Annotated in this window: 24 protein-coding genes and 1 pseudogene; 20 read left to right on the top strand and 5 right to left on the bottom strand. The window is 63.6% G+C overall.

What is annotated here, in order from left to right; translation table 11 throughout:
• The first annotated feature begins 65 nt into the window (after positions 1 to 65).
• Genes FJ428_RS02045 through FJ428_RS02035 form a run of 3 tightly spaced genes read left to right on the top strand, consistent with a single transcriptional unit; the run spans position 66 to position 3,536 of the window.
• Positions 66 to 1,151: a glycine betaine/L-proline ABC transporter ATP-binding protein gene (locus tag FJ428_RS02045; protein ID WP_140878845.1), complete on the top strand. Its 1,086-nt coding sequence runs from the start codon at positions 66 to 68 to the stop codon at positions 1,149 to 1,151.
• The gene (locus FJ428_RS02040) at positions 1,148 to 3,124 is read left to right on the top strand and encodes an ABC transporter permease subunit (RefSeq protein ID WP_140878844.1); all 1,977 of its coding nucleotides are present in this window, start codon (positions 1,148 to 1,150) and stop codon (positions 3,122 to 3,124) included. Before FJ428_RS02045 ends, FJ428_RS02040 begins: the two co-directional genes overlap by 4 nt.
• 34 nt (positions 3,125 to 3,158) lie before the next feature.
• Positions 3,159 to 3,536: a GFA family protein gene (locus FJ428_RS02035; protein ID WP_140818348.1), complete on the top strand. Its 378-nt coding sequence runs from the start codon at positions 3,159 to 3,161 to the stop codon at positions 3,534 to 3,536.
• 6 nt (positions 3,537 to 3,542) lie between these two features.
• Here the strand turns inward: FJ428_RS02035 and FJ428_RS02030 are convergent, their stop codons facing one another.
• Positions 3,543 to 4,901 (bottom strand): NAD(P)/FAD-dependent oxidoreductase, encoded by a 1,359-nt coding sequence (locus FJ428_RS02030; RefSeq protein ID WP_140818350.1) that lies wholly within the window; start codon positions 4,899 to 4,901, stop codon positions 3,543 to 3,545.
• A 262-nt stretch (positions 4,902 to 5,163) separates the two neighbouring features.
• Between FJ428_RS02030 and FJ428_RS02025 the strand changes: the two genes are divergently transcribed.
• Complete coding sequence (locus FJ428_RS02025; protein ID WP_140559333.1) at positions 5,164 to 5,886, top strand: XRE family transcriptional regulator; 723 nt, start codon at positions 5,164 to 5,166, stop codon at positions 5,884 to 5,886.
• 111 nt (positions 5,887 to 5,997) lie between these two features.
• Positions 5,998 to 6,366 (top strand): annotated as a pseudogene (locus FJ428_RS02020) (endonuclease domain-containing protein).
• A 131-nt stretch (positions 6,367 to 6,497) separates the two neighbouring features.
• On the opposite strand, the gene FJ428_RS02015 reads toward FJ428_RS02020, so the two are convergent.
• Genes FJ428_RS02015 through FJ428_RS02000 form a run of 4 tightly spaced genes read right to left on the bottom strand, consistent with a single transcriptional unit; the run spans position 6,498 to position 10,280 of the window.
• Complete coding sequence (locus FJ428_RS02015; RefSeq protein ID WP_140878843.1) at positions 6,498 to 7,538, bottom strand: DUF3445 domain-containing protein; 1,041 nt, start codon at positions 7,536 to 7,538, stop codon at positions 6,498 to 6,500.
• Positions 7,539 to 7,547: 9 nt separating this feature from the next.
• Positions 7,548 to 8,513, bottom strand: a complete 966-nt coding sequence (locus FJ428_RS02010; protein WP_140878842.1) for a PDR/VanB family oxidoreductase — start codon at positions 8,511 to 8,513, stop codon at positions 7,548 to 7,550.
• Complete coding sequence (locus tag FJ428_RS02005) at positions 8,510 to 9,106, bottom strand: dimethylamine monooxygenase subunit DmmA family protein (protein WP_140520859.1); 597 nt, start codon at positions 9,104 to 9,106, stop codon at positions 8,510 to 8,512. Before FJ428_RS02005 ends, FJ428_RS02010 begins: the two co-directional genes overlap by 4 nt.
• A gap of 40 nt (positions 9,107 to 9,146) precedes the next feature.
• Positions 9,147 to 10,280, bottom strand: coding sequence for an aminomethyltransferase family protein (locus FJ428_RS02000; RefSeq protein ID WP_140878841.1), 1,134 nt, complete (start codon positions 10,278 to 10,280; stop codon positions 9,147 to 9,149).
• A 283-nt stretch (positions 10,281 to 10,563) separates the two neighbouring features.
• Between FJ428_RS02000 and FJ428_RS01995 the strand changes: the two genes are divergently transcribed.
• The 15 genes from FJ428_RS01995 to FJ428_RS01925 all read left to right on the top strand — a co-directional run bounded on the left by FJ428_RS01995 (position 10,564) and on the right by FJ428_RS01925 (position 26,367).
• Positions 10,564 to 10,845, top strand: coding sequence for a hypothetical protein (locus FJ428_RS01995; RefSeq protein ID WP_140514705.1), 282 nt, complete (start codon positions 10,564 to 10,566; stop codon positions 10,843 to 10,845).
• 14 nt (positions 10,846 to 10,859) lie between these two features.
• On the top strand, positions 10,860 to 11,237 hold the full coding sequence (locus FJ428_RS01990; RefSeq protein WP_140497873.1) for a hypothetical protein: 378 nt from the start codon (positions 10,860 to 10,862) through the stop codon (positions 11,235 to 11,237).
• Positions 11,238 to 11,251: 14 nt separating this feature from the next.
• On the top strand, positions 11,252 to 11,413 hold the full coding sequence (locus FJ428_RS01985; protein WP_140514703.1) for a hypothetical protein: 162 nt from the start codon (positions 11,252 to 11,254) through the stop codon (positions 11,411 to 11,413).
• A 14-nt stretch (positions 11,414 to 11,427) separates the two neighbouring features.
• Positions 11,428 to 12,831 carry an amino acid permease gene (locus FJ428_RS01980; protein ID WP_140514701.1) on the top strand — a complete coding sequence of 468 codons (1,404 nt, stop codon included), beginning with the start codon at positions 11,428 to 11,430 and terminating at the stop codon, positions 12,829 to 12,831.
• Positions 12,832 to 12,874: 43 nt separating this feature from the next.
• Positions 12,875 to 13,564, top strand: a complete 690-nt coding sequence (locus FJ428_RS01975; protein WP_181167184.1) for a hypothetical protein — start codon at positions 12,875 to 12,877, stop codon at positions 13,562 to 13,564.
• Positions 13,561 to 13,890 (top strand): hypothetical protein, encoded by a 330-nt coding sequence (locus tag FJ428_RS01970; RefSeq protein WP_140497867.1) that lies wholly within the window; start codon positions 13,561 to 13,563, stop codon positions 13,888 to 13,890. Before FJ428_RS01975 ends, FJ428_RS01970 begins: the two co-directional genes overlap by 4 nt.
• Before the next feature lie 86 nt (positions 13,891 to 13,976).
• Positions 13,977 to 14,873, top strand: coding sequence for a glutamine amidotransferase family protein (locus FJ428_RS01965; protein ID WP_140497865.1), 897 nt, complete (start codon positions 13,977 to 13,979; stop codon positions 14,871 to 14,873).
• 4 nt (positions 14,874 to 14,877) lie between these two features.
• On the top strand, positions 14,878 to 15,609 hold the full coding sequence (locus tag FJ428_RS01960) for a GXGXG domain-containing protein (RefSeq protein ID WP_140551135.1): 732 nt from the start codon (positions 14,878 to 14,880) through the stop codon (positions 15,607 to 15,609).
• A 6-nt stretch (positions 15,610 to 15,615) separates the two neighbouring features.
• Entirely contained in the window at positions 15,616 to 16,944 is a 1,329-nt protein-coding gene (locus FJ428_RS01955; protein ID WP_140514697.1) for an FMN-binding glutamate synthase family protein, read from the top strand.
• A 63-nt stretch (positions 16,945 to 17,007) separates the two neighbouring features.
• On the top strand, positions 17,008 to 18,315 hold the full coding sequence (glnT, locus tag FJ428_RS01950; protein WP_140878840.1) for a type III glutamate--ammonia ligase: 1,308 nt from the start codon (positions 17,008 to 17,010) through the stop codon (positions 18,313 to 18,315).
• Between the two features lie 35 nt (positions 18,316 to 18,350).
• Positions 18,351 to 19,604 carry a sarcosine oxidase subunit beta family protein gene (locus FJ428_RS01945; RefSeq protein WP_140497859.1) on the top strand — a complete coding sequence of 418 codons (1,254 nt, stop codon included), beginning with the start codon at positions 18,351 to 18,353 and terminating at the stop codon, positions 19,602 to 19,604.
• A gap of 10 nt (positions 19,605 to 19,614) precedes the next feature.
• Complete coding sequence (locus FJ428_RS01940; protein ID WP_140520863.1) at positions 19,615 to 19,890, top strand: sarcosine oxidase subunit delta; 276 nt, start codon at positions 19,615 to 19,617, stop codon at positions 19,888 to 19,890.
• 199 nt (positions 19,891 to 20,089) lie between these two features.
• Positions 20,090 to 23,071 (top strand): sarcosine oxidase subunit alpha, encoded by a 2,982-nt coding sequence (locus FJ428_RS01935; protein WP_140878839.1) that lies wholly within the window; start codon positions 20,090 to 20,092, stop codon positions 23,069 to 23,071.
• Positions 23,064 to 23,690, top strand: coding sequence for a sarcosine oxidase subunit gamma family protein (locus FJ428_RS01930; protein WP_140520865.1), 627 nt, complete (start codon positions 23,064 to 23,066; stop codon positions 23,688 to 23,690). The genes FJ428_RS01935 and FJ428_RS01930 overlap by 8 nt, the downstream gene beginning before the upstream one ends.
• Before the next feature lie 307 nt (positions 23,691 to 23,997).
• The gene (locus FJ428_RS01925) at positions 23,998 to 26,367 is read left to right on the top strand and encodes an aminomethyltransferase family protein (RefSeq protein WP_140728116.1); all 2,370 of its coding nucleotides are present in this window, start codon (positions 23,998 to 24,000) and stop codon (positions 26,365 to 26,367) included.
• Positions 26,368 to 26,608: the final 241 nt, after the last annotated feature.

Below are 26,608 nucleotides of genomic sequence, written 5' to 3'. Positions count from 1 at the left end.
GGAGAATGAGACCCGGCCGTCGATCGGCCGGGCCTCAATCGTCGATATTCCAGAAGGACGCTTGAATGCCTGACAAGACCGAACAGGGATCGAACGTTGCGGGCGCGCCAAAGGATGCCCGCCCGATAAAGCTGGCCTGCCGCAATGTCTGGAAACTGTTCGGTTCGAACGCGGCCAGCTTCATCCGCGAGCGCGACGGCAAGGCCAGCATGGCCGATGTCGCCGCTGCCGGACTGGTCGGGGCGGTACGCGGCGTCGATCTTGAAATCCGCCAGGGCGAGGTCTTCACCATCATGGGGCTCTCGGGGTCGGGCAAGTCGACCCTGGTGCGCTGCATGTCGCGTCTGGTCGAGCCGACGCACGGCAAGGTCGAGTTCGAGGGCAAGGACCTGCTCAAGATCTCCGATGCGGCGCTCATCGAACTCAGGCGCCACCGCATGGGCATGGTGTTCCAGAATTTCGCGCTGCTGCCGCATCTCAACGTGCTGGACAACATCGCCTTTCCGCTCAGCATCCAGGGGCAGGACCGCGCGACGCGCGAAGCACGCGTCCGCGACGTGATCGAGCTTGTCGGCCTGCGCGGCCGCGAGCATTTCTATCCGCGCGAGCTGTCAGGCGGCCAGCAGCAGCGTGTCGGCATCGCCCGCAGCCTGGCGACCAAGCCGGAGATCTGGTTCCTCGACGAACCGTTCTCGGCGCTCGACCCGTTGATCCGCCGCGAGATGCAGGACGAGTTGATGCGATTGCAAACCATGCTGCACAAGACCATCGTCTTCATCACCCATGATTTCGACGAGGCGATAAGGCTGGCCGACCGCATCGCCATCATGAAGGATGGCGAAGTCATCCAGATCGGCACGCCGGAGGAACTGGTGGTTAATCCCGCGACAGACTATGTCTCCGAATTCACCCGCGACGTCGACCGCGCCAAGGTGATCTCGGCGAAGAGCCTGATGCGCGCCTGCGACGGCGCCGAGCATGGCGGCACGGTGGCGCCGGAGGCCAAGATTGCCAGCTTCTCGGCCAGCATCGTGGCGGGCGGCAGACCGTTCGCGGTGATCAACGGCAGCGGCAAGCCGATCGGCGAGGTGACGCCGCAAGCGGTAATCGACCTGCTCGCCGGCATCGAGAGGTCAGGAGCCGGTGCATGACAGTAACGGCAAGCGCCAGTGGGACGAGGCCGCGACCGGCGCAGACCCGGCTGCTGGTCTGGGCCGCAGCGCTTGGCGTGGTGCTGGTCGTGTTCCTGCTCCAGGACAGTCTCCCCTGGGCCGTCAATTATCCGGCCGAGGCGATCGTGCCGGTCGCCGACTGGATCAGCGCCCTGATGCGCTGGATAAAAATAAACCTGTCATGGCTGACGCGGTCGATCACTGCCGTGCTCGGCGTGCCGCTCGACTTCGCGCTCGACCTTCTGGCTAAGAATTTCAAGATCGGCCACGGCGCCGACGCCTATGTGCTGCCGCGCCTGTCCTGGATCGGCATCTGCGCGGCGGCCTTCCTCGCCGGGCATGCCGCTGGCGGTCGCAAGCTCGGCATGCTGGTCGGCGGCTGTTTTCTCTACATCGCGCTGTTCGGCCAATGGACCAGCGCCATGCTGACGCTGGCGCTGATTTCCATCGCCGTGCCATTCTGCATCGCCACGGGATTGTTCGTCGGCATCTGGGCTTGGCGGAAACCCTGGGCGGAGCGGCTGGTGGTCTCCCCTGCCCTCGATCTGATGCAGACCATCCCGACCTTCGCGTACCTCATCCCGATGCTGCTTCTGTTCGGCAACAGCCCGGTTTCGGCGATGATCGCCACCGCCATCTTCGCCACGCCGCCAATGGTGCGGGCAACGATGCTCGGCCTGTCGCGGGTGCCGTCCGAGATCGACGATTTCAGCGAGATGGCCGGCTGCACGGCGCGGCAGAAACTGTGGCGCGTGCTTTTGCCGTCGGCGCGGCCGACGCTGATGGTCGGCGTCAACCAGGTGATCATGCTGGCGCTGAACATGGTGATCATCGCCTCGATGATCGGCGCCGGCGGGCTAGGCTATGACGTGTTGCTGGCGCTGCGTGCGCTGAAGGTCGGCGAAGCCATGGAAGCGGGGCTGGCCATCGTGGCGCTAGCCATCGCGCTCGACCGGCTGAGCCAGGCCATCGCCGCCAACCATGCAAAAGGTCACGTCCACCGGCAAGTCCAGCCCGCCTTCTGGCGGCGCAATCTGACGCTGGCCGTCGCCATCCTGATCGTCACCACACTGCTTGGCCTCTTCGTGCCTGCCTTCGCGGCGGTGCCGAAGGCGATCACCTTCACCACCGCGCCATTGTGGAAAGCGGCGGTGAATTGGGTGACGATCAACTTCTTCGATGTCATCGAGGCGTTCCGCGTGGCGCTGATCCTTAACGTGCTGAACCCGGTGCGGGCCTTCTGCGAGGGCTTTCCGTGGCTGGGCGCGGTGTTCCTGCTCGGCCTTGCCGGCTATCAGCTTTCCGGGTTGCGCCTGGCCGCTCTGGTGGCAGTGCTGACCGCCTTCTGCGCCGTCACCGGGCTGTGGGAAAAGACGATGGCGACGGTCTATCTCTGCGGCATCTCTGCTTTCATCGCTTGCCTGATCGGCATTCCCATCGGCCTGATGGCCGCGCGCAGCGATCGCGTCGAGAAGGTGATCACGCCCGTCATCGACACGCTGCAGGTGCTGCCCTCCTTCTGCTTCATCATTCCGGTGGTGATGCTTTTCCGCGTCGGCGACGTCACCGCGATGATCGCAACGATAGCCTTCGCCGTGGTGCCGGCGATCCGCTACACCAATCACGGTATCAGGCAAGTGCCGCCGGCACTGATCGAGGCGGCCAAGGTTTCGGGCTGCACGCCGCGCCAGACTTTCTTTCGCGTGCAGTTACCGCTGGCGCTGCCCGAGATCATGCTGGGCGTCAACCAGACGATCCTGATGGCTTTGGCGATGATCATCATCTGCGCCATGGTCGGCACCCGTGATCTCGGCCAGGAGGTGTTCATCGCGCTGTCCAAGGCCGATTCCGGCCGCGGCATCGTGGCGGGCCTCGCCATCGCCTTCATCGGCATCGTCGCCGACCGGCTGTTCAATGCCTGGACGGCGAAGGCACGGGCGAGGCTGGGTTAAAGCTCAAGCGGCGAACTTATCAAGGGAGGAAGACATGACCAGCAGGATTGCCCGCTGCGCCTGTGGCCAATTGCAGATCCGCTGTCCGCAAGAGCCGGCCAAAATATCGCTTTGCCACTGCCTGGACTGCCAGCGGCGCACCGGCAGTCCGTTCGGGATAGCGGCTTTTTTCGATGCCGACGCGATCGACATCGACGGCTCATCCCACATATTCCGGCGCAATTCCGACAGCGGCTTTCCCGTCACTTTCCACTTCTGTGGAAACTGCGGCTCGACGGTGTTCTGGTATCCGTCGCGCAAACCGGAGGCGGTCGCTGTCGCGGTCGGCTGTTTCGCCGATCCGTCTTTCCCTGCGCCGACGCAAGCCGTCTATGGCGAAAGCCGCCACGACTGGGTCGTGTTGCCGGCCTGAAAGCCGCTACTCCGCCGCGACGCCCTTCACCTCCAGATAGCTCTCCATCGAATCGTCCAGCGCCTGCAGCCACGGCGTATGGTGCAGCGGCGCCATGGTGCCGGTCATCAACGAGCGGTAGGAATGGTCGCGGAAGCTCATGATGTCTTCCACCTTGTGATGCTCCCATTCCATGAAGGTCTGGTTGACCGCCTCGACGTCGAAGCCGGGATAGTCGGTCTGGTCCATCAGTTCCTTGGTGTAATCGCCCTGGAACCAGATCATCTGCTCGGCGTCTTCCAGCGTCTCCTCGCGCGCCCGCCATCTGGCGCCGTGCTCGGCCATTGCCTGCGCGGACGGCAGCTTGATGCGGCCCATGATGACGTCGCGCGCGAACCAGGCCTGCGCGTCGAACATGTTGAAAGTGTAGAACTGGTCCTGCATGCCAATGTAGAAAAGCTTCGGGTTCTTCTCCCAAACGACGCCTTCATAGAGATCCAGCGGCCACATGCGGTTGGCGGTCTTGAGCTTCAGGTCGTCAGTGAGGAAGGGGAAGGAATGGAGATAGCCGGTGCACAGGATGATGGCGTCGACATCCTTGGTTGAACCATCCTTGAAATGCGCGGTCTTGCCGACGACCTTCTGCAGCAGCGGCACCTCTTTCCAGTTCTCAGGCCATTTGAAGCCCATCGGCTTGGAGCGGTAGCTCGAGGTGATCGACTTCGCGCCGTATTTGTAGCATTGCGAGCCGATGTCCTCGGCCGAATAGGAGCGTCCGATGATCAGGATGTCCTTGCCCTTGAATTCCATCGCGTCGCGGAAATCGTGGCTGTGCAGGATGCGGCCGTTGAAGGTCGAGAACCCCTCGAAATAGGGAACGTTTGGCACCGAGAAATGCCCGGAGGCGACGACGACATTGTCGAACTCTTCCGAATAGGTGACGTCGTTGGTGCGGTCATGCGCGGTGACGGTGAATTTCTTCGTCTCGTCCGAGAAGGTCACCATTCGCACCGGGCTGTTGAACCGCACCCATTTGCGCACGCCTGACTTTTCGACGCGGCCCTTGATGTAGTCCCACAGCACGGCGCGCGGGGGATAGGAGCCGATCGGTCGGCCGAAATGTTCCTCGAACGTGTAGTCGGCGAATTCCAGGCATTCCTTCGGCCCGTTCGACCAGAGATAGCGATACATCGAGCCGTGCACCGGATCGCCATGTTCGTCGAGGCCGGTGCGCCATGTATAATTCCACAGGCCGCCCCAGTCGGACTGTTTTTCGAAGCAGACGATCTCGGGAATGCCTGCCCCTTTGTCGGCCGCCGACTTGAAGGCCCTGAGCTGTGCTAGGCCGGACGGTCCGGCCCCGATGACGGCAACGCGAGTGTTCATGTCCGGGCCTCCATTTTTTTGATTTCCCCAGCGAAACAAATTTCACTGCCAGTGACAGTAATTGGCCCTCCGGCACTGTCAACAGCCATCTGCGGGAACGGCGTTTGCGCACGGCGGATTCCTGGCGAAGAACCCGCATTGCCCGAAATCGCGGGATTGGCGCATGCGGCATAAGACGGCTTGCCGACGCGGCTGCGCTCATGTATCGCCACCGAACATGTTCACCTTGAGTGAAATAAATCCGCGAAGTCCGGGGGGCGACATGGCGAAAAACGCTTCAAATCCAAAGGCCGGTGCTGGAGCCGGCGGCGCAAAGGCAAAGCCGCTGTCAAAGGTCTCGGTGGACGGGAAGACCATCCGCGCGCCGCTGACCCAGAACCCGCACGCCATCCGCGACACGCGTGAAAAGGTGCTGGAAGTGGCGATCGGCCGCGAGGTGCGCGCGTTCCGCAAGAAGCTCGGCATCACTGTCGCCGATCTGGCGGTCGCCACCGACATTTCGCTGGGCATGCTGTCGAAGATCGAGAACGGCATCACCTCGCCGTCGCTGACCACTTTGCAGGCGCTGTCGCGGGCGCTGGGTGTTCCCGTCACCGCCTTCTTCCGCCGCTTCGAAGAGGAGCGCAGCGCCGTTTTCGTCAAGGCGGGCGAAGGGTTGGACGTCGAGCGCCGCGGCACGCGGGCCGGCCACCAGTACAATCTGCTTGGTCACATCGGCTCGAACACCAGCGGCGTCGTCGTCGAGCCCTATCTGATCACGCTGACCGAGGATTCGGACGTGTTCCCGACCTTCCAGCACGAGGGCATGGAATTCCTCTATATGCTCGAGGGCGAGGTCGTTTACCGACACGGCAGCAATCTCTATCCGATGAAGCCCGGCGACAGCCTGTTCTTCGACGCCGACGCCCCGCACGGGCCGGAACAGCTGACGAAACTGCCGATGCGCTATCTGTCGATTATTTGCTATCCGCAGAGCGCGGGGTAACGGGACTCGATTTCCTTTTTTACAGCATTGGCGATTGGCGAAAGCCGAAGTGGCATCCGATCTCCCCCTCGAGGGGGAGATGTCCGGCAGGACAGAGGGGGGCGAACCGCGATGACGCATAATCTCGTATCCTCCAACAACCGCCGCAATGCGCGCAGGATGCGCAAGGTGATGACCGACGCCGAACTCAAGCTCTGGAATGAGATCAGGGCACATAGGTTGATGGGACTGGGGTTTCGGCGCCAGATGCCTATCGCCGGCCATATCGTCGATTTTGCATGCCCGGACAAAAAAGCTGATCGTCGAGCTTGATGGTTCCCAGCATGGCCAAGCCGAAACGTCGGAATTGGACGCTGCAAGAACCGCCAAGTTCGAAGCGCTGGGCTGGACCGTCCTGCGCTTCTGGAACGACGATGTATCGGCGACGTCGACAGTGTCTGCCAGCATGTCGTGATTGTGGCCGGGCTGGGCGGCGGGTGAGTTTCGCGGAGCGTTAGAGGTTGGACATTGGGCAAGGCCTGCGCTCCACGGTGCCCCCCTCTGCCCTGCCGGGCATCTCCCCCTCTTCGGGGGAGATTGGCTGCTTGAGGGGCAGCGCCAATACCGGCGATTCAGTCAGGCCCAAACCCCGGTGACGTCGCACTTCCATCATCCAACTTCGAGAGCCATTCCACCAGCGTTGGCCGATACCGCGTCAGCCCCTTGTAGGTGGCAAGCTCCTCGGGCAGGTCGCGGATGACACGGTGCAGGCGGCGGGCCCATTTGGGCTGCGTCACCAGTTCGTCCATCTTGATCAGGTAGCAGCGGATCGGGAAGACGATGGCGTTGGAGCGCGGCAGGCGCCAGAAGCTCTGCAACTCGACGCGCAGATGCACCTTGTCGCCGACATTGTCGGGCGTCACCGTCGCCCGGTCCGGGCCCCATTTGTGATAATTCTCGGGGCTGGTGTCGAGGCGCGGATTGACGGTCATGGTCCAGTTGAGGCGACGCGCCGGCTTGCCTTGCTGGATGTTGGTGAGGAATTTCAGGGCGCGCGTGAAAATCCCCTTTTCGTGCGCCAGCGGCACCGGCGCGTGCCACTCGAAGAAGTTCATGCCGATGTCGAAGTCGAGCGACCAGTCGGCTTGGGTGGTGACCATTCCGGCATCCATCCAAAGATTGCCGTCGCGCTGATCGAGGATGCAGAAATCGCCCTGGCTCTGGCGGGTGATGTACTCCATCGGCCCGTAAGGCAGCGTCGTTGTGTCGCCGAAGGTGAAGGTGTCGTCGATGCCGAGCGGCCGGTTGATCCAGCGCCAGCGATCGCCGTCTCGGGTCAGCGTGAAATGCTCGGGATAGCCCAGCGCCTGCTGCTCCATCAGAAGTTCGAGCAGATCCCAGCCGGCGAGCGTCATGTGCGGCAGCGACTGGCAGCGCAACGGATCCTCGGCCAGCACCAGAGCGCGGTCCTGCATCTCGGCGACATAGTGCTCATCGACATCTATCAGGTTTTCCAGCACGCTGCCCTTCGGACCGACGACATGCGGCTCGATGTTGACCGCATACATGTAGCTGTCTTCATGGAACGGAAACGGGAACCGCCTGATGTGCTCAGGGCTGTTCCTGAAGGTGAAGTCGTCGCGAAACGTTTCCTTGCGAAAGGTGATGCCCAAGCTCGCCTCCTATCTTTCCAAGACCAGCGATTTGCCTTCGAAGCGCGACACGCACGGCATGATCTTGCAGCCGGAGCGATGATCTTCCTCGCTCAGCCAATGGTCGTTGTGGATGAACTTGCCGTCGGACGCGATGACGTTGGTCTCGCACTGGCCGCAGACGCCGCCGCGGCAAAGATAGGGCGGATCGACGCCGGCCGCCTCGATCGCCTCGAGCAGGCTCTGCTGCTCGCCGACGCGGATGGTCTTGCCGCTGATTGCCAGCGTCACATCGAAGGGCAATCCCGGTTGCGGTGCCGCGAAATGCTCGAAATGCACGGTCTCCGGTGGCCAGCCAAGCGCGGCGGCGCGCTCGCGCACCCAGCCGATCATGCCGGCCGGACCGCAGACATAGAGATGCGTACCGAGCGGCTGCGACGACAGCAGCCGGTCGAGATCGACGCGTTCCCCGCGGTCGTCGTGATAGAGCCGGACCCGGCGGCCGTAACGCTGTTGCAGCACATCGGCATAAGTGCCGAGCGAAGCCGTGCGGCAGGTGTAGTGCAGTTCGAAATTGCCGCCCTCGCCCGCCAACTGCGCGGTCTGGGCCATGAAGGGCGTGATGCCGATGCCGCCGGCCAGCATCAAATGTTTCTTCGCCCTGAGATCGAGCGAGAACAGATTGACGGGATAGGAGATCACCATCTCCAGCCCGGGCCTGACGCTCCGGTGCATGAAAAGCGAGCCGCCCCGGCCGACATCGTCGCGACGTATCGAGATCGTGTATTCGCGCGTGTCGAGCGGCGAGCCCATCAGCGAATAGGGATTGAGCCTTGTGCGGTCGCCGTCGCTCATCTCGACCACGACATGGGCACCGCCTGAAAAGGTCGGCAACAGCTCGCCGTCGCGGCGGCGGAAATGAAAGCGGGTGACCAGCTCGTTGACGGGAACAACATCGCTGACGACGACGTCGAGTTTGGTGGTGCCGGTGCTCATCGGAAGACCTCCTCGATCGGAGGAATTTCGCTGCGATCCTCGGCATTGATGCAGACGCCCTGGAACGCCGCCAGCCGCCGCGAATAGTGGTCGCGTACCAGAAGTAGCAGGCCGCAATGCGAGCAGGTGGCGGGTTGCGTCGTTACATTCTCGGTGATGCCCTTGCAATGCACGCACTGCACGCGGCGCGCCAGCGAGCCGCGATGTTCGGTCTGGATCGCGGTGTGGTCGATGCCGGCATCGAGCGCCACCTGCATGGCCTGGCCGATCAGCCCTTCGGTACCGGCGAGATAGAGGCGCAGGCCCATATGCGCGTTATCAAGCGTCTGTTTCAGCCGCGGCAGCAGGCTGGCGAAGGACGGCGCCTGGTGGAAGCGCGCCGGTTTCAGCGCTTCGAGAGCGGCGACATGCTTGTCGTCCGGCCCGGGAATGAAGACGATTTCGGCACCGTCGAAGAACCTGTCCGGAGCCGTTTTGGCCATGTCCGCTATCGCGAGCGCACCCTCGGCATCGGCGATGAAAAGATGATGCTTGCCGGGCTGCGGCGACAAGGTTCCGTAGACGGGCCGGCTGATGATCGACTTGGCTGCCATTCTCTGCTTCGTGCCTCGAACCCTCGCCTTCGACTATGCCTCAGCCTTTCGCCGTGCGCTTGGTCTTCTTTGGGTCATCGAACGGCAATGGCTGCGCCGTCGCCTTGATCGATCCGCTCCTGTTGCGGATCTCGAGCCTTGTGTCCTTGACGGCGCAGTCGACGTCGAGGCGGACGATGCCCATCGATTTCTCGACCAGCGGCGAATACATGGCGCAGGTGACGACGCCGACTTTCTTCCCATCGCGATAGACCGGGGCGCCCTCGTCGGCCGGCTCCTTGCCGTCGAGCAACACGCCATAGATCTTGAAGCGCTCCTTGCCCTTGAGACGGTAGTGCTCCTCGGCGCCGCGAAAGCCGGTCTTGCCCGGGCTGACGGTGAAGTCGAGGCCGAGTTCCCACAGCGTGTCGCCGGGGCCTTCATTCTCGAACGGATATTTCTGCGAATTGTCGTAGGGATAGAACAGGAGATAGCTCTCGACGCGCAGCATGTCGAGCGTGGTGAAGCGGCACGGGATAATGCCGGCGCTCTTGCCCTCGTCGAGGATCCTGTCCCAGATCGGGCCGGCATCCTGGCCGCGGCAGAAGATTTCATAGCCGCGCTCGCCGGTATAGCCGGTGCGCGAGATCATCACCGGAAAACCGAAGAGCTGCGTCTGCATGTGATGGAAATAGTTGAGGTCGCGAATGCCCGGCACGTGCCTGGCAAGATAGTCGACCGCCGCCGGCCCCTGCAGCGAGAGGTCGTGCAGATTGTCGTCGAAGCGCAGCGACACGTCCCTGCCCATCGCCGCCCGCTGCAACTCCTCATGTCCGGTTCCCGAGCCATGCACCACCATCCAGCTATTCGGCCCGGTGCGGTAGAGGATGCAGTCGTCGGTGAATTTTCCCGCCTCGTTGAGCATGCAGGCATAGGCCGATTTGCCGGGATAGATTTTTTCGACGTCGCGCGTGGTGGCGAGATCGATGAGGTGCGAGGCGTGCGGGCCTGTGATGTGGACCTTCTTCAGGCCCGAGACATCCATCAGCCCGGCCTTGGTGCGGATAGCGATGTATTCCTCGTCGGCATCCTTGTCGTAGGTCCAGGCGGTGCCCATGCCGCTCCAGTCTTCGAGTTTCGAACCCAGCGCGCGATGGCGATCCGCCAGGGTTGAAAATCTCCAGGATGCCGTCATCCGATCCTCCGTTCGATATTTTGATTATGTTCCCTGCTCCTGTGCGCGCGGGCTGGAGCTTTGAGCGAATATTGATCGCAAACGCGTGGGGCCTGCAATCCCCTGAAAGCAAATAATTTCATTGTCAGGCAAAATTCGTCATCCGAACAAGGCGGTTAACTCTGCGTAAATTCGCCTTGACAATTTCCGAATTCGGTCTGAATTTATGAAAAAAATTTCACTCTCTTGAAAGAGAACGGCGGGCGGTGGATTCGGAACCGGACGTCGAAAAAGGGGAAAACCGATGTCAGACCTGCAGCAGCGCATCGAGGCGCTGTACCGTTCCGACTTGCGCGGATCCGCGCTCCTGATCGTCTGCCTGTGGGCGACGATCCTCTTCGTCCTCTTCATGACATGGCCGCATATCCCGCATGACGGCATCAAGGCCGTCGTCGCGATTGCCGCCGCCGCGGTGCTGATCTTCAACACGGCGGCGATCCTGGCCATGGTCAACCACTACAAGGAAGACAAGGAGTTCATCTACGGGCTCGACATCAAGAATTACGACCGCAACCGCAAATCCTGAGAGGGGAGAGAAGCATGTCCCGCTACACGCCGCCGCAACAGAGCAAGGCCGGGCAGGTCTTCGATATCGCCGTCGTCGTGGTCGCCATCTTCGTGGCGCTGTGGCTGCCGCTGAAACTGGGATTGGCGGGAGCAGCCAAGTCCATCGATGCGCTCGACGCCAAGACTTGGGAGGCGCTCGGCCAGAACCCGACCATGGCCTCGATCTGGGAAAGGCTCGGCTATACGCCCGAGACCGCGCACGACATCATCCAGAATCGTTTCCACTACATCATCGACTGGCCGACGCTGGTTGTCATGGCAGCCGTGTTGATCGGTTATTTCGTGTTCCTGTTCCGGGCATCCGACCGTGAATATCGCGACGTCATCAACGAGAAGTTCGACGAGAAATAATCCGGGGACAGACCATGTGGATAGTACTCTCTTACGCATGCTGGGGCATCTCGATCGTGCTTGCGCTGTGGATGCTCTACGATTGGTTCAAGGTCGATACGACCTACTCCGAGGATATGCTGACGTCCTCGCGCGAAGGCGAACTTGAAGCCGCTTCCGAAAAACACCGGATCTGAGTGGGGATTGATCGATGACGGTCGTGGTTGAAACTGCGGGTTCGGCAACAAATGGCGACAGGGTCTCGCTGCTTCGGGTGCTTGGCCCGGCCCATGTCTGGGCGTTGGGTGTGGGCATCGTCCTGGTCGGCGAGTTCACCGGCTGGAATTTCTCCGCCGACAAGGGCGGCGCGCTTGCCGCGCTGATTGTCTGCTGGGTCGTCGGGCTGCTCTATACCTCGGTCGCCATGATCGATTCCGAAGTGACGTCGACGGTCGCCGCCGCGGGCGGCCAATATGCGCAGGCCAAGCACATCGTCGGGCCGCTGATGGCCTTCAACGTCGCGCTGTTCCTGGTCTTTGCCTACACGATGCTCGAAGTGTCGGACGCCATCCTGCTCGGCGACACGATCGTCGCCAAGGCGGGCGTCGAGGGTCTCACCCACAACTCCTTCATCGCCGCCACCATCGTCGTCCTGGCATGGCTCAACTATCGCGGCGTGCTGATGACGCTCAACGTCAACTTCGTCATCACCGCGATCGCCTATATCTCCATCGTCATCCTGTTCTTCTCGGTCAGCCCGTGGACGCAAGGCGCGGTGCTGAAGCTCAACGAATTGGTCACCCCGGACAATGCGCTGCCCTATGGCTGGATCGGCGTCATCGCCGCTTTCCAGTTCGGCATCTGGTACTATCTCGGCATCGAGGGCACCACGCAGGCGGCCGAGGAAGTGCGCTCGCCCGCGCGCTCGCTGCCTTATGGCACGATGGCCGGCATGATCACGCTTCTGATCGCCGCCGCCATGACCTGGTATGTCTGCGCCTCGCTGATGCCCTGGGAATATCTCGGCATCACTTATTATCCGCTGTGGGACGCCGGCAAGCTGACCGGCAACCCGCTGCTGGAAAACCTCCTGTTCATCGCCACGCTGCTTGCCGCACTGGCGTCCGCCAATGGCTGCATCAACGACGCGGCGCGCGCCTGGTTCTCGCTCGGCCGCGATCGCTACCTGCCGAGCTGGTTCTCGGCGGTGCACCCGAGATACCGCACGCCCTACCGCTCGATCCTGTTCCTGCTGCCGATCGCGCTCGCCTTCGCCTTCATCGCCGACCTCAACCAGGCGATTACCTTCTCGATCCTGTCCGGCGTGCTGCAATATACGTTCATGAGCATCAACATCATGATGTTCCGGAAGAAGTGGCCTCTGGGTTCGATCCGCCGCGGCTACACGCATCCCTTCCACCCGCTGCCGGCGATCGTCTTGTTCTGCCTGTGCGTGGTCACCTTCTTCGCCATCTTCCTCGGCTTCGGCTCGCAGCTCATCGCCATGGTCGCGTTCTATTTCCTGATCTCGCTGTGGTTCCATTTCTATCGCTACAAATTCGTGCGGCGCGGCGACCAGTTCACCATGCCGTGGCCGAAACCGCAGGGCTATTGATGGGAGTAGGCCCGTCCGAATTGGGCGGGCCTGGCATGACGAAATGTCCGAGGTGACGTCAGCACTGCTTGCCGGGGCGGCTGTCCTGGCTCTCGTCCTGCACTTTGCCTGGCTGGCACGCCGCAGCCGCGACAGGGCTGCCGTGGCGCGCGCCGCCGACCAGGCCAGCATCCGCGCCGTCATTGCCGACGCCGAAGATGTCTGGGACGGTACTGCCGGCGTCGTTACGTGGGAAGGCTCGTGGAACGGCCAGCGCGTGCAGCTGCGCACCATCGTCGACACGCTGGCGACGAGAAAGCTGCCGGCGCGCTGGCTCAGCGTATCGATAACGGAGAAAACAGCCGTGCCCGGCACGTTCGACATGATGATGCGGCCGGGCTCGCCGACGACATTCTCCAATTTCGACCATCTCGACCACACGCTGCCGAAGGCGCCCGGCTTTCCCGCCGAGGCGGTGCTTCGAACGGACCGCAGAGGCGTGCGCTTCCCGCAAAACATCATCGCCGACCATCTGGAGCCCTTTTCAGAAGGACGCGCCAAGGAGCTACTGATCACGCCAAAGGGTGTGCGTATCGTCTGGCTGCTGGCCGAAGCCGAGCGGGCCCGCTACGGTGTCTTCCGGCAAGCCGCTTTCGGTGACGCGCAAATCGACCCGGCGCTGATCTCGCGGCTGCTCGTATCCCTTTCGGGACTGCGCGACGCGATCAACAGGAACGAACGGAAAGCGGCATGACCGGCGCAACCCCCTCGCCCGGACCTACCAGCCCATATATCGTCCTGGGCGCGGCAACCCTGCTGCCGGGCAGCGGCCACGTCATGCTGGGCGTTCCCACGCGCGGCCTGCAGTTTCTTTTCTTCATGGTCATCCTGGCCTGGGTGACGGCGAAGATCGCCCCGCCCGACGCCAGCTTTGTCGGCCGCCACGCCGGCGGCTTCCTGATCTATGCGCTGTCGATCCTCGACGCCTACAAGATGGCTCGTATCCGGACCGCCAAATGGGCCCATTCCATGCGCCGACAAGGCGATGGGCCGCCGGATGGGACAAAACACAACGCGTAACGAGAGGAATATTTTTTTCATACCAATTGAATTCCCCGAACTCATTCGATACATCATTTTTAGCGACAAAGGGTCTGGAGGCTGGCATGTGCGGAATCGTTGGACTTTTCCTCAAGGACAAGGCGCTGGAGCCGCAGCTCGGTGCCATGTTGTCGCAGATGCTGGTATCGCTCAGCGATCGCGGACCCGACAGCGCCGGCATCGCGATCTATGGCGCGCCGTCCCGCAACGAGGCCAAGATCACCATCCAGTCGCCGAGGCCGGAGCGTGATTTCCGTGGACTGGACGCCGAACTCACCAAGGCGCTCGGCGTGCCGGTGAGCGTCATGGTAAAATCGACGCATGCCGTCATCAGGACCACGCCCGAAAAGGTCGATGCCGCGCGTGAGACCATCCAGTCGCTCAGGCCCGACATCCGCATCATGGGTGCCGGCGAAGCCGTGGAAATATACAAGGAAGTCGGCTTGCCCGAGGCTGTGGTCGACCGCTTCGACATCCGTGGGATGACCGGAACGCATGGCATCGGGCACACCCGCATGGCGACGGAATCGGCGGTGACGACGATGGGCGCGCATCCGTTCTCGACCGGCGCCGACCAGTGCCTGGTGCACAATGGCTCGCTGTCCAACCACAACAACGTTCGCCGCGAACTGGTCCGCGAAGGCATGAAATTCGAGACCGAGAACGACACCGAAGTGGCGGCCGCCTATCTCTCCTCCCAGATGGCGCATGGCAAGAACCTCGGCGAGGCGCTGGAGGGCACCCTCTCAGATCTCGACGGTTTCTTCACCTTCGTCGTCGGCACCAAGAACGGCTTCGGCGTGGTGCGCGACCCGATCGCCTGCAAGCCCGCCGTGATGGCCGAAACGGACCAGTATGTCGCCTTCGGCTCGGAATATCGCGCGCTGACCAAACTGCCCGGCATAGACAATGCGAGAGTCTGGGAACCGGAACCCGCAACCGTCTATTTCTGGGAGCATTGAGTTCATGCCGGCAACAAAACTTTCAACCGCGGCGGCGAGCGACCATGCCTCCCGGGTGTTCGACCTGGACCAGATGTCGTTGCGCGAGCTCAACCAGGCACTGCACAATCTGACGCCAGGCTCGAACGAGACCGCCTGGGAAGTGTTGAACCCGAAGGGCAGCCATTCGGTCGCCGTCGGCGTCGACCAGCCGGTCAGCATCGATGTGCGCGGCAGCGTCGGCTATTACTGTGGCGGCATGAATTCCGGCAGTGCCATCACCGTGCATGGTTCGGCGGGACCCGGCGTTGGCGAAAACATGATGTCGGGGTCGATAACAGTCAAAGGCGACGCCAGCCAATATGCCGGCGCCACCGGCAAGGGCGGGCTGCTCGTCATCGAGGGCAATGCGTCCTCGCGGTGCGGCATTTCGATGAAAGGCATCGACATCGTCGTGCACGGCAATATCGGCCATATGTCGGCCTTCATGGCGCAGTCCGGCAATCTGGTGGTGCTGGGCGATGCCGGCGACGCGCTCGGCGATTCCATCTACGAGGCACGGCTGTTCGTGCGCGGCAAGGTCGACAGTTTGGGCGCCGACTGCATCGCCAAGGAAATGCGGCCCGAGCACCTGGAACTGCTGCAGGGCCTGCTCGATCGTGCCGGCGTCACCGGCGTCAAGCCGTCGGAGTTCAAGCGCTACGGCTCGGCGCGCACGCTCTACAATTTCAATATCGACAACGCCGACGCGTATTGAGGCAGCATGACCTATCGCAACCCGCCGACGACGCCGCGCAAATCCGCGACTTTCGACGACTACACGCTTTCCGAGATCCGCCGCGCCGCGGCCACCGGCATCTATGACATCCGGGGCGCCGGCGCCAAGCGCAAGCTGCCGCATTTCGACGACCTTCTGTTCCTGGGCGCATCGATCTCGCGCTATCCGCTCGAAGGCTATCGCGAGCGCTGCGACACATCAGTCGTGTTGGGCTCACGCCATGCCAAGAAGCCGATCGAGCTGAAAATCCCGATCACCGTTGCTGGCATGAGCTTCGGCTCGCTGTCGGGCCCGGCCAAGGAAGCGCTCGGGCGCGGCGCGACGCTGTCGGGCACCTCGACCACGACCGGCGACGGCGGCATGACCGAGGAAGAGCGCGGCCATTCCAAGCAACTCGTCTACCAATATCTCCCCTCGCGCTATGGCATGAATCTGCGCGACCTGCGCCGCGCCGATGCAATCGAGGTCGTCGTCGGCCAGGGCGCCAAGCCTGGTGGCGGCGGCATGTTGCTCGGACAGAAGATCTCCGACCGTGTCGCCGAGATGCGCACGCTGCCCAAAGGCATCGACCAGCGCTCGGCCTCGCGCCATCCCGACTGGACCGGGCCGGACGATCTCGAGATCAAGATCCTGGAACTGCGCGAAATCACCGACTGGGAAAAGCCGATCTACGTCAAGGTCGGCGGCGCCCGCCCCTACTACGACACCGCGCTTGCGGTGAAGGCAGGCGCCGACGTCGTGGTCGTCGACGGCATGCAGGGCGGCACGGCGGCCACCCAGGAAGTGTTCATCGAGAATGTCGGCCAGCCGACGCTCGCCTGCATCAGGCCGGCGGTGCAGGCGCTGCAGGATCTCGGCATGCATCGCAAGGTGCAGCTGATCGTCTCCGGCGGCATCCGCAACGGCGCCGATGTCGCCAAGGCGCTGGCGCTCGGCGTGGACGCGGTCTCGATCGGCACGGCTGCCCTTGTCGCGCTCGGCGACAACGATCCCCGCTGGGAGGCGGAGTACAACGAGCTCGGCACCACATCAGGCGCCTATGACGACTGGCACGAAGGCCGCGACCCCGCCGGCATCACCACGCAGGATCCCGAACTGATGAAGCGGGTCGATCCGGTGGCCGCCGGCCGCCGGCTGGCGAACTATCTCAAGGTGATGACGCTGGAGGCGCAGACCATCGCCCGCGCCTGCGGCAAGAACAGCCTGCATAATCTCGAACCCGAGGATCTCGTCGCGCTCACGATCGAGGCCGCCGCGATGGCCGGCGTGCCGCTGGCCGGCACCAACTGGATACCGGGGAAGAACGGCTTCTGATCAACAAAGGGCCGAAGGCCATATGCTCTAGGGCCAACAATCGACAAAAAATGGGGAACTTCCGTGACAGTTGATCTTGCAGAGTTCGCAAGGGCGAAAAACGTCAAATATTTCATGATCTCCTACACCGACCTGTTCAGCGGGCAACGCGCCAAGCTGGTGCCGGCGCAGGCGATATCAGATATGCAGAAGGATGGCGCCGGCTTCGCCGGTTTCGCTACCTCGCTCGACCTCACGCCGGCACATCCCGACATGCTGGCGGTGCCGGATCCGAATTCGGTTATCCAGCTGCCCTGGAAGCCTGACGTCGCCTGGGTCGCCGCCAACTGCATCATGGACGACAAGGAGGTCGACCAGGCACCGCGCAACACGCTTAAGCGACTGATCGCGGAAGCCGCTAACGACGGCATGCATGTCAAGACCGGCGTCGAGGCGGAATTCTTCCTGATCTCGCCCGACGGCAAAACGATCTCCGACGAATATGATACGGCGGCGAAACCATGCTACGACCAGCAAGCGTTGATGCGCCGCTACGACGTCATCGCCGAGATCTGCGACCACATGCTGGCGCTCGGCTGGGGCGCCTACCAGAACGATCACGAGGATGCCAACGGCCAGTTCGAGATGAACTGGGCCTTCGACGATGCGCTGGCGACCGCCGACAAGCACTCTTTCTTCAAGTTCATGGTCAAGTCGATCGCGGAAAAGCACGGCCTGCGCGCCACCTTCATGCCCAAGCCCTTCCAGGGACTGACCGGCAATGGCTGCCATGCGCATATCTCGGTGTGGGACAAAACAGGCAAGACCAATGTCTTTGCCGACAATTCGATGGAGCTCGGCCTGTCGGCCAAGGGTAAGCACTTCCTCGGCGGCATCATGAAACATGCCTCGGCTCTCGCCGCCATCACCAACCCGACCGTCAATTCCTACAAGCGCATCAACGCGCCTCGCACCATTTCGGGCGCCACCTGGGCGCCGAACACGGTGACCTGGACCGGCAACAACCGCACCCACATGGTGCGCGTGCCCGGCCCCGGCCGCTTCGAGCTGCGGCTGCCTGATGGCGCGGCCAACCCTTATCTGCTGCAAGCCGTCATCATCGCCGCCGGCCTCGACGGCATCCGCTCCAAGGCCGATCCCGGCAGGCGCTACGACATCGACATGTACCAGCATGGTCACACGGTGGAGGGCGCGCCGAAATTGCCGCTCAACCTGCTCGACGCGTTGCGCGAATTCGACAATGACAAATCGCTCAAGACGGCGCTGGGTGAGGAATTCTCGTCGGCTTATCTAAAGCTGAAGCACCAGGAATGGAATTCCTATGCTTCGCACTTCACGCAATGGGAGCGCGACCACACGCTGGATATCTGACCGGCGCAGCGTGCGAGCGACCTCGGAATGAACGTATGAAATATTCGATCTTCTCGCTCGCCCGCGCCGCCTTCTCCGGCCACAAGAACTGGCAGCGCACCTGGCGCGACGCCAGCCCGAAGGACCGCTACGACGTGGTGATCATCGGCGGCGGCGGGCATGGTCTGGCCACCGCCTGGTTCCTCGCCAGCGAGTACGGCATCAGGAATGTGGCCGTGCTGGAAAAGGGCTGGATCGGCTCCGGCAATGCCGGCCGCAACACCACCATCATCCGCTCCAATTACGGCCTGCCCGGCAACACCGGCTTCTACGAATTGTCCATGAAGCTGTGGGAACGGATGGAGCAGGACCTCAACTACAACACGATGGTCAGCCAGCGCGGCGTCATCAATCTCTACCATTCCGATGCGCAGCGCGATGCCTATGCGCGGCGCGGCAACACGATGCGCATCAACGGCATCGATGCCGAATTGCTCGACCTTGCCGCGGTCAAGAAGATGATGCCGTTCCTGAATTTCGACAATGCGCGCTTTCCCGTGCAAGGCGGGCTCTTGCAGCGGCGCGGCGGCACGGCGCGGCACGACGCGGTGGTCTGGGGCTACGCCCATGCGGCGAGCGCGCTCGGCGTCGACATCATCCAGAATTGCGAAGTGACGGGCTTCGTGCGCGACGCCAACGGCAAGGTGACCGGCGTCGAGACCTCGCGTGGCAAGATCGGCGCCGGGAAAGTCGGCATGGCCGTCGCGGGCTCCTCCTCGCGTGTCGCCGCGATGGCGGGCCTGCGCCTGCCGATCGAAAGCCATGTGCTGCAGGCCTTCGTCTCCGAGGCGATCAAGCCGCTCATCCCCAATGTGATGACGTTCGGCGCCGGCCATTTCTACGTCAGCCAGTCGGACAAGGGCGGCCTGGTCTTCGGCGGCGACATAGACGGCTACAATTCCTACGCCCAGCGCGGCAATTTGCCTGTGATGGAAGACGTCTGCGAAGGCGGCATGGCGCTGATGCCGATGATCGGCCGCGTGCGCCTGCTGCGCCAGTGGGGCGGCATCATGGACATGTCGATGGACGGCTCGCCGATCATCGACAAGACGCCGGTCGACGGGCTCTACCTCAATGCCGGCTGGTGCTATGGCGGCTTCAAGGCGACGCCGGGCTCAGGCCTCGTCTTTGCCCACCTGCTGGCCCGCGACCAATCCCACAAGGAGGCCGCCCGCTTTCGCCTCGACCGGTTCCGGTCTGGTGCGATGATAGACGAAAAGGGCCAGGGCGCCCAACCGAACCTGCACTGAAGGCCCTGCCATGCGCATCACCTGTCCCTTCTGCGGCGAACGCGACCTCGGCGAGTTCACCTATCTCGGCGACGCCAAGCCGATGCGTCCGGAGGCTGGCGCTTCGGAGGACGACGTCTTCGACTACGTTTACCTGCGCGACAATGTCGCCGGCGTGATGGACGAGAATTGGTACCACGGCGGCGGCTGCCGAGCGTGGCTGAAGGTCACCCGCAACACGCTGACGCACGAAATTTCGGCCGTGGAGCCGGCGGCGGGCGCCGGGGCGAGGCAGGTTGCGAAATGAATTTTTCTGTCCAGCTCAGCGCCGCGAACTCCGCCAGGCCTCTACCTCCCCCTTGTGGGGAGGTCGGACCGCAGGTCCGGGTGGGGGTCTGCGCCGCCCCCCCACCCCGCTGCTTCGCAGCGACCCTCCCCACCAGGGGGAGGGTAAGAAGCGGCAGGGCGATGAGCGGCAGCGCGACGCCAGTGCATGGGGCTGCATCGTGACTTCCTCCCAATCCCATCGTCTCCCGACCGGCGGCCTCGTCGATCGTTCGTCACCGCTGAGCTTCCGCTTCGATGGCAAGACGTTCTTCGGCTTCGAGGGCGACACGCTGGCGTCGGCGCTGATCGCCAACGGCGTCAAGCTGGTCGGCCGCTCGTTCAAATACCACCGTCCGCGCGGCATTCTGACCGCTGGCTCGGAAGAGCCCAACGCGCTGGTCGAACTGCGCACCGGCGCACGCCGCGAGCCGAACACCAAGGCCACGACCGCCGAGCTCTATGAAGGGCTCGAGGCCGCCAGCCAGAACCGCTGGCCGTCGCTCCATTTCGACGTGATGTCGGTCAACCAGCTCTTCGCGCCGATCTTCGTCGCCGGCTTCTACTACAAGACCTTCATGTGGCCGGCGAAATTCTGGGAGGCGATCTACGAGCCGGCGATCCGCCGCGCCGCAGGCCTCGGCCGCGCCGCCGGCGTTGCCGATCCCGACCACTATGACAAGGCCTGGGCGCATTGCGACGTGCTGATCGCCGGCTCCGGCCCGACCGGGCTTGCGGCGGCCCTTGCCGCCGGCCGCTCCGGCGCCCGCGTCATCCTGTGCGAAGAGGATTTTATTCCCGGCGGCCGCCTGCTCTCGGATGGCGGCACGATCGACGGGCTGCCGGCAGCCGAGTGGCTGTCGCGAACCCTGGCGGAACTCGAGGCAATGCCCGATGTCCGCATCATGACCCGCACGACGCTGTTCGGCGTCTACGATGGCGACACCTATGGCGCGATCGAGCGGGTCAACGACCATCTGCCCTCGCCGCCCGAGCACCAGGTGCGCCAGCGCATGTGGCGCATCGTGGCCAGGCGATGCGTCGTCGCGGCCGGCGCCCTCGAGCGGCCGGTCGTCTTTGCCGGCAACGATACGCCCGGCGTGATGATGGCTTCGGCCATGCGGACCTATGTCGCGCGCTATGCCGCCGCGCCGGCAAAACGCATCGCGCTGTTCACCAACAATGAGGATGGCTGGCGCACGGTCGAGACAGTACTCGGCGCAGGCTTGCAGATTGCGGCGGTCATCGACGCACGGCCTGACGTCTCGCCCGCCCATCGTTCGCTCGCCTCGAAGAGCGGCTTCCCGGTGCTGCATGGCGCCGTCAGCCGTGCGGACGGCGGCAAGGACGGTGTGAGGAAAATCTCCGTCTCTCTCACCGGCGGCGTGCGAGCCGAAGTGGAAGCGGACGGGCTTGCCGTCTCCGGCGGCTGGAACCCGGCGGTCGGGCTCACCTCCTATCATCGCGGCCGGCCGAAATGGCGCGACGACATCGCCGCCTTCGTGCCCGACGGCGCGCCTCCCGGCATGGTCGCCGCCGGTGCAGCCAATGGCTCGTTCGGTCTCGGCGCCTGCCTGGCGGGAGGGTTTGCAGCAGGCGCGGCAGCCGCGCTCGACGCCGGGCGCTGCGGCAAGGCCGGCACAGCACCGACTGCCGATGACGAGGCGTTCTCGTTGACGCCGCTCTGGCATGTCGCCGGCAAGGGCAAGGCGTTCGTCGACCAGCAGCACGATGTCACAGCTTCCGACATCGAACTGGCGCAGCGCGAGGGCTTCGAGTCGGTCGAGCATCTGAAGCGCTACACGACGCTCGGCATGGCGACCGACCAGGGCAAGACCTCCAACGTCGCCGGCCTTGCCATCATGGCCGTGGTGTCGGGCAAGTCCATTCCCGAAACCGGCACGACGATCTACCGCCCGCCCTATGTGCCGGTCGCGATCGGCGCCTTTGCCGGCCATCACCGCGACGAGACTTTTCACGCCACAAGGCTGACGCCCTCGCATCACTGGGCCGCCGAACAGGGTGCCGTCTTCGTCGACACCGGCCTGTGGAAGCGCGCGCAATGGTATCCGCACACGGGCGAGAAGGACTGGCTGGAATCAGTCACACGCGAGGTCAAGACGGTGCGTTCCGGCGTCGGCTTCTGCGATGTCTCGACGCTCGGCAAGATCGACGTGCACGGCCCCGATGCCGGCGCCTTCCTCGACCGCGTCTACATCAACACCTTCTCCAGCCTCGCCGTCGGCAAGGCGCGCTACGGGCTGATGCTGCGCGAGGACGGGTTCGTCTACGACGACGGCACGACCTCGCGGCTGGCCGAGGATCATTATTTCCTCACCACCACCACCGCCAAGGCCGGACTGGTGATGCAGCATCTCGAATTCTGCCGGCAGGTGCTGTTCCCGAAACTCGATGTGCAACTGACCTCTGTCTCCGACCAGTGGGCGCAGTTTTCGGTCGCCGGGCCGAAGACGCGTGATCTGCTGAAGGAGATCGTCGATCCGGCCGAGGACCTGTCGAACGAGGGCTTCCCCTTCATGGGTGCACGCGAAGTCGCGCTGCGCGGCGGCATCAAGGCGCGGCTGTTCCGCATCTCTTTCTCCGGCGAAATGGCGTTCGAAATTTCGGTGCCGGCGCGCTATGGCGAGGCGCTCGTGCGCAATCTGATGCTGGCCGGCAAGCCGTTCGGCGTGACGCCATACGGCACCGAGGCTCTTGGCGTCATGCGCATCGAAAAGGGCCATGTCGCCGGACCGGAACTGAACGGCACGACCACGGCCGCCGACCTCGGCCTGGGCAAGATGATGTCGACCAAGAAGGATTTTGTGGGCCGCATCATGGCCGGGCGCGAGGCACTGGTCGCGCCGGACCGGCAGGTCGTCGTCGGCATCAAGCCGACCGACAAGGCGCGGCGGCTGCGCTCCGGCGCGCACATCGTTCCGAAGGGCCAGACGCCCGGACCTGATAACGACCAGGGCTATGTCACCTCAGTCTGCTTCTCGCCGACATCGGATCAATGGATCGGGCTTGCTCTCGTGGAACGTGGTCGCGAGCGTATCGGCGAGACCGTGCGCGCGCACGATCCGCTGCGCGCAGAGGAGTATGATGTCGAACTGTGCAATCCCGTCTTCTACGACCCGGATGGAGGGCGCCAGCGTGGCTGAATTTACCTGGGATGCGCGCAGCCCTCTCGACCGCACGCTGGTCGTCGGTCCGCATGGCGCGCAGGGCGATACCGGCGTTTCGCTGACCGAGATCCGCAATTTCGACCTCGTGCAAGTGATGGCACGCCGCGGCAAGGCGGGTGACCTGGCCAGGGCTGCGACGGCGTGTTTCGGCATTGCCGGTCCGGATGCGCCCAAGGCGGTGCGGATTGCGGACGCCACGCTGATCTGGTCCGGGCCGGATCAGTTTTTCGTGCTGTCGAAGAGTGGCAAGCACGGGATGAAGGCGCTTGCTCCTCTGCTTGCCGGATCGGCTTCGCTGTCTGACCAGTCGCATGCGCGGGCGCTGATCAGCATCTCCGGTGACAAGGCGCGGGCGATGTTGGCCAAGCTTTCATCGCTCGATCTGCATGCCAGTGTGTTCGCGGTCGGCTCTGCCGCCGCAACCTCGATGGATCACACCAGCGTCTCGCTCTGGCGTGGGAATGATCGGGCGGACGGACAGCCGATGTTCAACGCTCTGGTCTTCGCGACCTTTGCCGAGAGCCTGTGGCACACGATGCTCGATGCGGCGGCGGAATATGGTGTGGATATCAGCCATTCCGAGGAAGTGACGTAGCCTTGCGCGCGCCCTTCCCTTCTCCCCTTGTAGGAGAAGGTGGCCGCGCGGAGCGAGGTCGGATGAGCGGTGCTCCAGCTTGGCAATGACGGCACTCCGTCACCCACCCCCTCAACCGTCTCGGCGCTGCGCACTGATCCACCGCCCTGGGGCGAGCCACGGATCTCGCCCCGTCCTTCAGACCCCACAAGGGGAGAAGGAAGAACCCAGTCCACCACCGCCTTGCCAAACCCACCCGCACTGCTATTCTTGCTGCTAAAATAATTTCACACACAGGCAAACTTGTTTCTCGAACCGCAAGGCTGAGATGAGCCAGTCGCCCTACCCTGCCGTCGCATCCGGGCCACCCCGGCCGAGCCTGATCCTGCGGCCCGGCCAGATCGCGCTGCCGCCGGGCATGGAGCGCTATACGGTCCAGGGCAATGGTGCGGTGCTGATCGAGGTCGAGGCCGGCGACACCATCACGGTGCGCAATGTCGAGGGCGGCCAGGCTTGCGAACTGCTGGCGTGGGATGGCACCGGTGCGACCGATCCCTCCATCCTCGGGGAAAACTCCAACAGCAATGCCGCCGGCATCAAGGCGCTGCTTGCCGAGGGCGATGACAGCCTCGCGTCCCTGCGGCGCGGGCTCGCACGCCGGCAGGTGCGGCTCGACCAGGCCAAGGCGGTGCGCGTGTTCGGCGGCGCCACGCCGGCCGGCACCGAACAAGCTTTCACCGTCGTGCGCGACGGCTCGGTGGTGATTGCCGCGCCCGGCGGGCCGATGCTGGTCGACGGCCACGATACGGCGACGCCGCTTACCGTGATCGTGCGGCGTGCCACCATCCGTCCGGCGGCGAAGTCGCTATTGGCCGACCCGCTCGCCGATCCGGTGCTCGATTTGCGCGTCCATTCGGCGACGGCGGAATCCTACTTCGTCAAAGCCGGCGACTATCTGCAGATCATCGACGTCGACGGGCGCCAATGCACCGACTTCCAGTGCTTTTCGGCGCGCAAGCTGGACAAGGGGCTCGACCATCCGCTCGATGTGACGACGACACGCACGCTGATGGGCGCGAGCTATCCGATGCCGGGGCTGCACTCGAAATATTACGACCAGGACATGGAGCCGCTGGTCGAAGTGGTGCAGGACACATGCGGCCGGCACGACGCCTTCGCGCTCGCATGCGCCGCCAAATATTACGATGACATCGGCTATCCCGGCCATGCCAACTGCTCGGAGAACTTCAACCGCGCGCTGTCGGACAAGGGCGTCACACCACGCGCCGGCTGGATGGCTATCAACTTCTTCTTCAACACGGCAATCGACGCGCATGGCATCATGGTCTCCGACGAGCCATGGTCGCGGCCCGGCGACTATGTGCTGCTGCGGGCCCTGACCGACATCGTCTGCGTGTCCTCCGCCTGCCCCGACGATACGACGCCGGCCAATGGCTGGGACCTGACCGACATCCATGTGCGCACCTATTCCGGCCAGCACAAATTCTCGCGTGCGATCGCCAGACGCATGACGCCCGATTCGGAACCGAAAATGACCCGCGAGACCTCCTTTCATTCGAGCTTTGCCAAGCACACCCGCGACTTCGTCGAGTACAGGGGCTATTGGCTGGCCAACTCCTTCGCCAGGGAAGGCGCGATCGCCGAATACTGGGCCTGCCGGCAGGACGCCGTGATCATGGACCTGTCGCCGCTGCGCAAATTCGAGGTCACCGGCCCGGATTCCGAAGCGCTGCTGCAGTACACGCTGACCCGCGACGTCAAGAAGCTCGGCGTCGGCCAGGTCGTCTATTCCGCCATGTGCTACGAGCATGGCGGCATGATCGACGACGGCACGCTGCTCAGGCTCGGCAAGGACAATTTCCGCTGGGTCGGCGGCGACGATCTGTCCGGCGAATGGCTGCGCGAGACGGCGACAAAGCTCGGTCTCAACGTGCTGGTACGCTCGTCCACCGACCAGATGCACAATATCGCCGTGCAGGGGCCGAAGAGCCGCGATATCCTGAGGAAGGTGATCTGGACCTCGCCGCTGCAGCCGTCGATCGAGGAACTGGAATGGTTCCGCTTCGCCGTCGCGCGCATCGGCGGCGGCAATGGCGTTCCGGTCGTCGTCTCGCGCACCGGCTATACCGGTGAACTCGGCTACGAGATCTGGTGTCATCCGCGCGACGCCGAAAAAGTCTTCGACGCGATCTGGGCCGCCGGCCAGCCGCATGGATTGAAGCCGATGGGCCTGCAGGCGCTGGACATGGTGCGCATCGAGGCCGGGCTGATCTTCGCCGGTTACGAGTTCTCCGACCAGACCGACCCGTTCGAGGCCGGCATCGGCTTCACCGTGCCGCTGAAGTCCAAGACCGACGACTTCATCGGCCGCGAGGCGCTGATCCGGCGCAAGGAGAACCCGCAGAACAAACTGGTCGGGCTCGACATCGATGCCAACGTCGCGGTCGGCCATGGCGATTGCGTGCATGTCGGCCGCGCCCAGATCGGGGTCGTCACGTCGGGCATGCGCTCGCCGGTGCTGAACAAGACCATCGCGCTGGCGCGGCTCGATGTCACCCACGCCGCCATCGGCGCGCGAGTTGAAATCGGCAAGCTCGACGGCCACGCCAAGCGGCTGCCGGCGCGAGTCGTGGCCTTCGCCCATTACGATCCGCAGAAGACCAGGCCGCGTTCCTGACCGCGGCCTTCCGGGCATACGGGATTGCCCGTCGGCGGCGCCGCGGGGCACATTTGTGCGCCCGCCCGCAAGCGTGATGTGCACGGCGCGACAAAACGCTTGACGTGAAAGCGCGCCGGATCAATCTTCACTCCTAAGAAAAAAATACGACTGAGTGGAAACACTGAAGTCGCGGCGATATTGGCCGGGAGCAAGCTTCGCACAGCCGAGGCGTCGCCGGCGGGGAACATCAAAAAGGGGA

The organism is Mesorhizobium sp. B2-8-1, from assembly GCF_006440955.1.
In the GTDB taxonomy this organism is placed as follows: domain Bacteria; phylum Pseudomonadota; class Alphaproteobacteria; order Rhizobiales; family Rhizobiaceae; genus Mesorhizobium.
The sequence above is the reverse complement of the archived record's forward strand: the minus strand, read 5'-3'. Positions and strand labels throughout refer to the sequence as shown.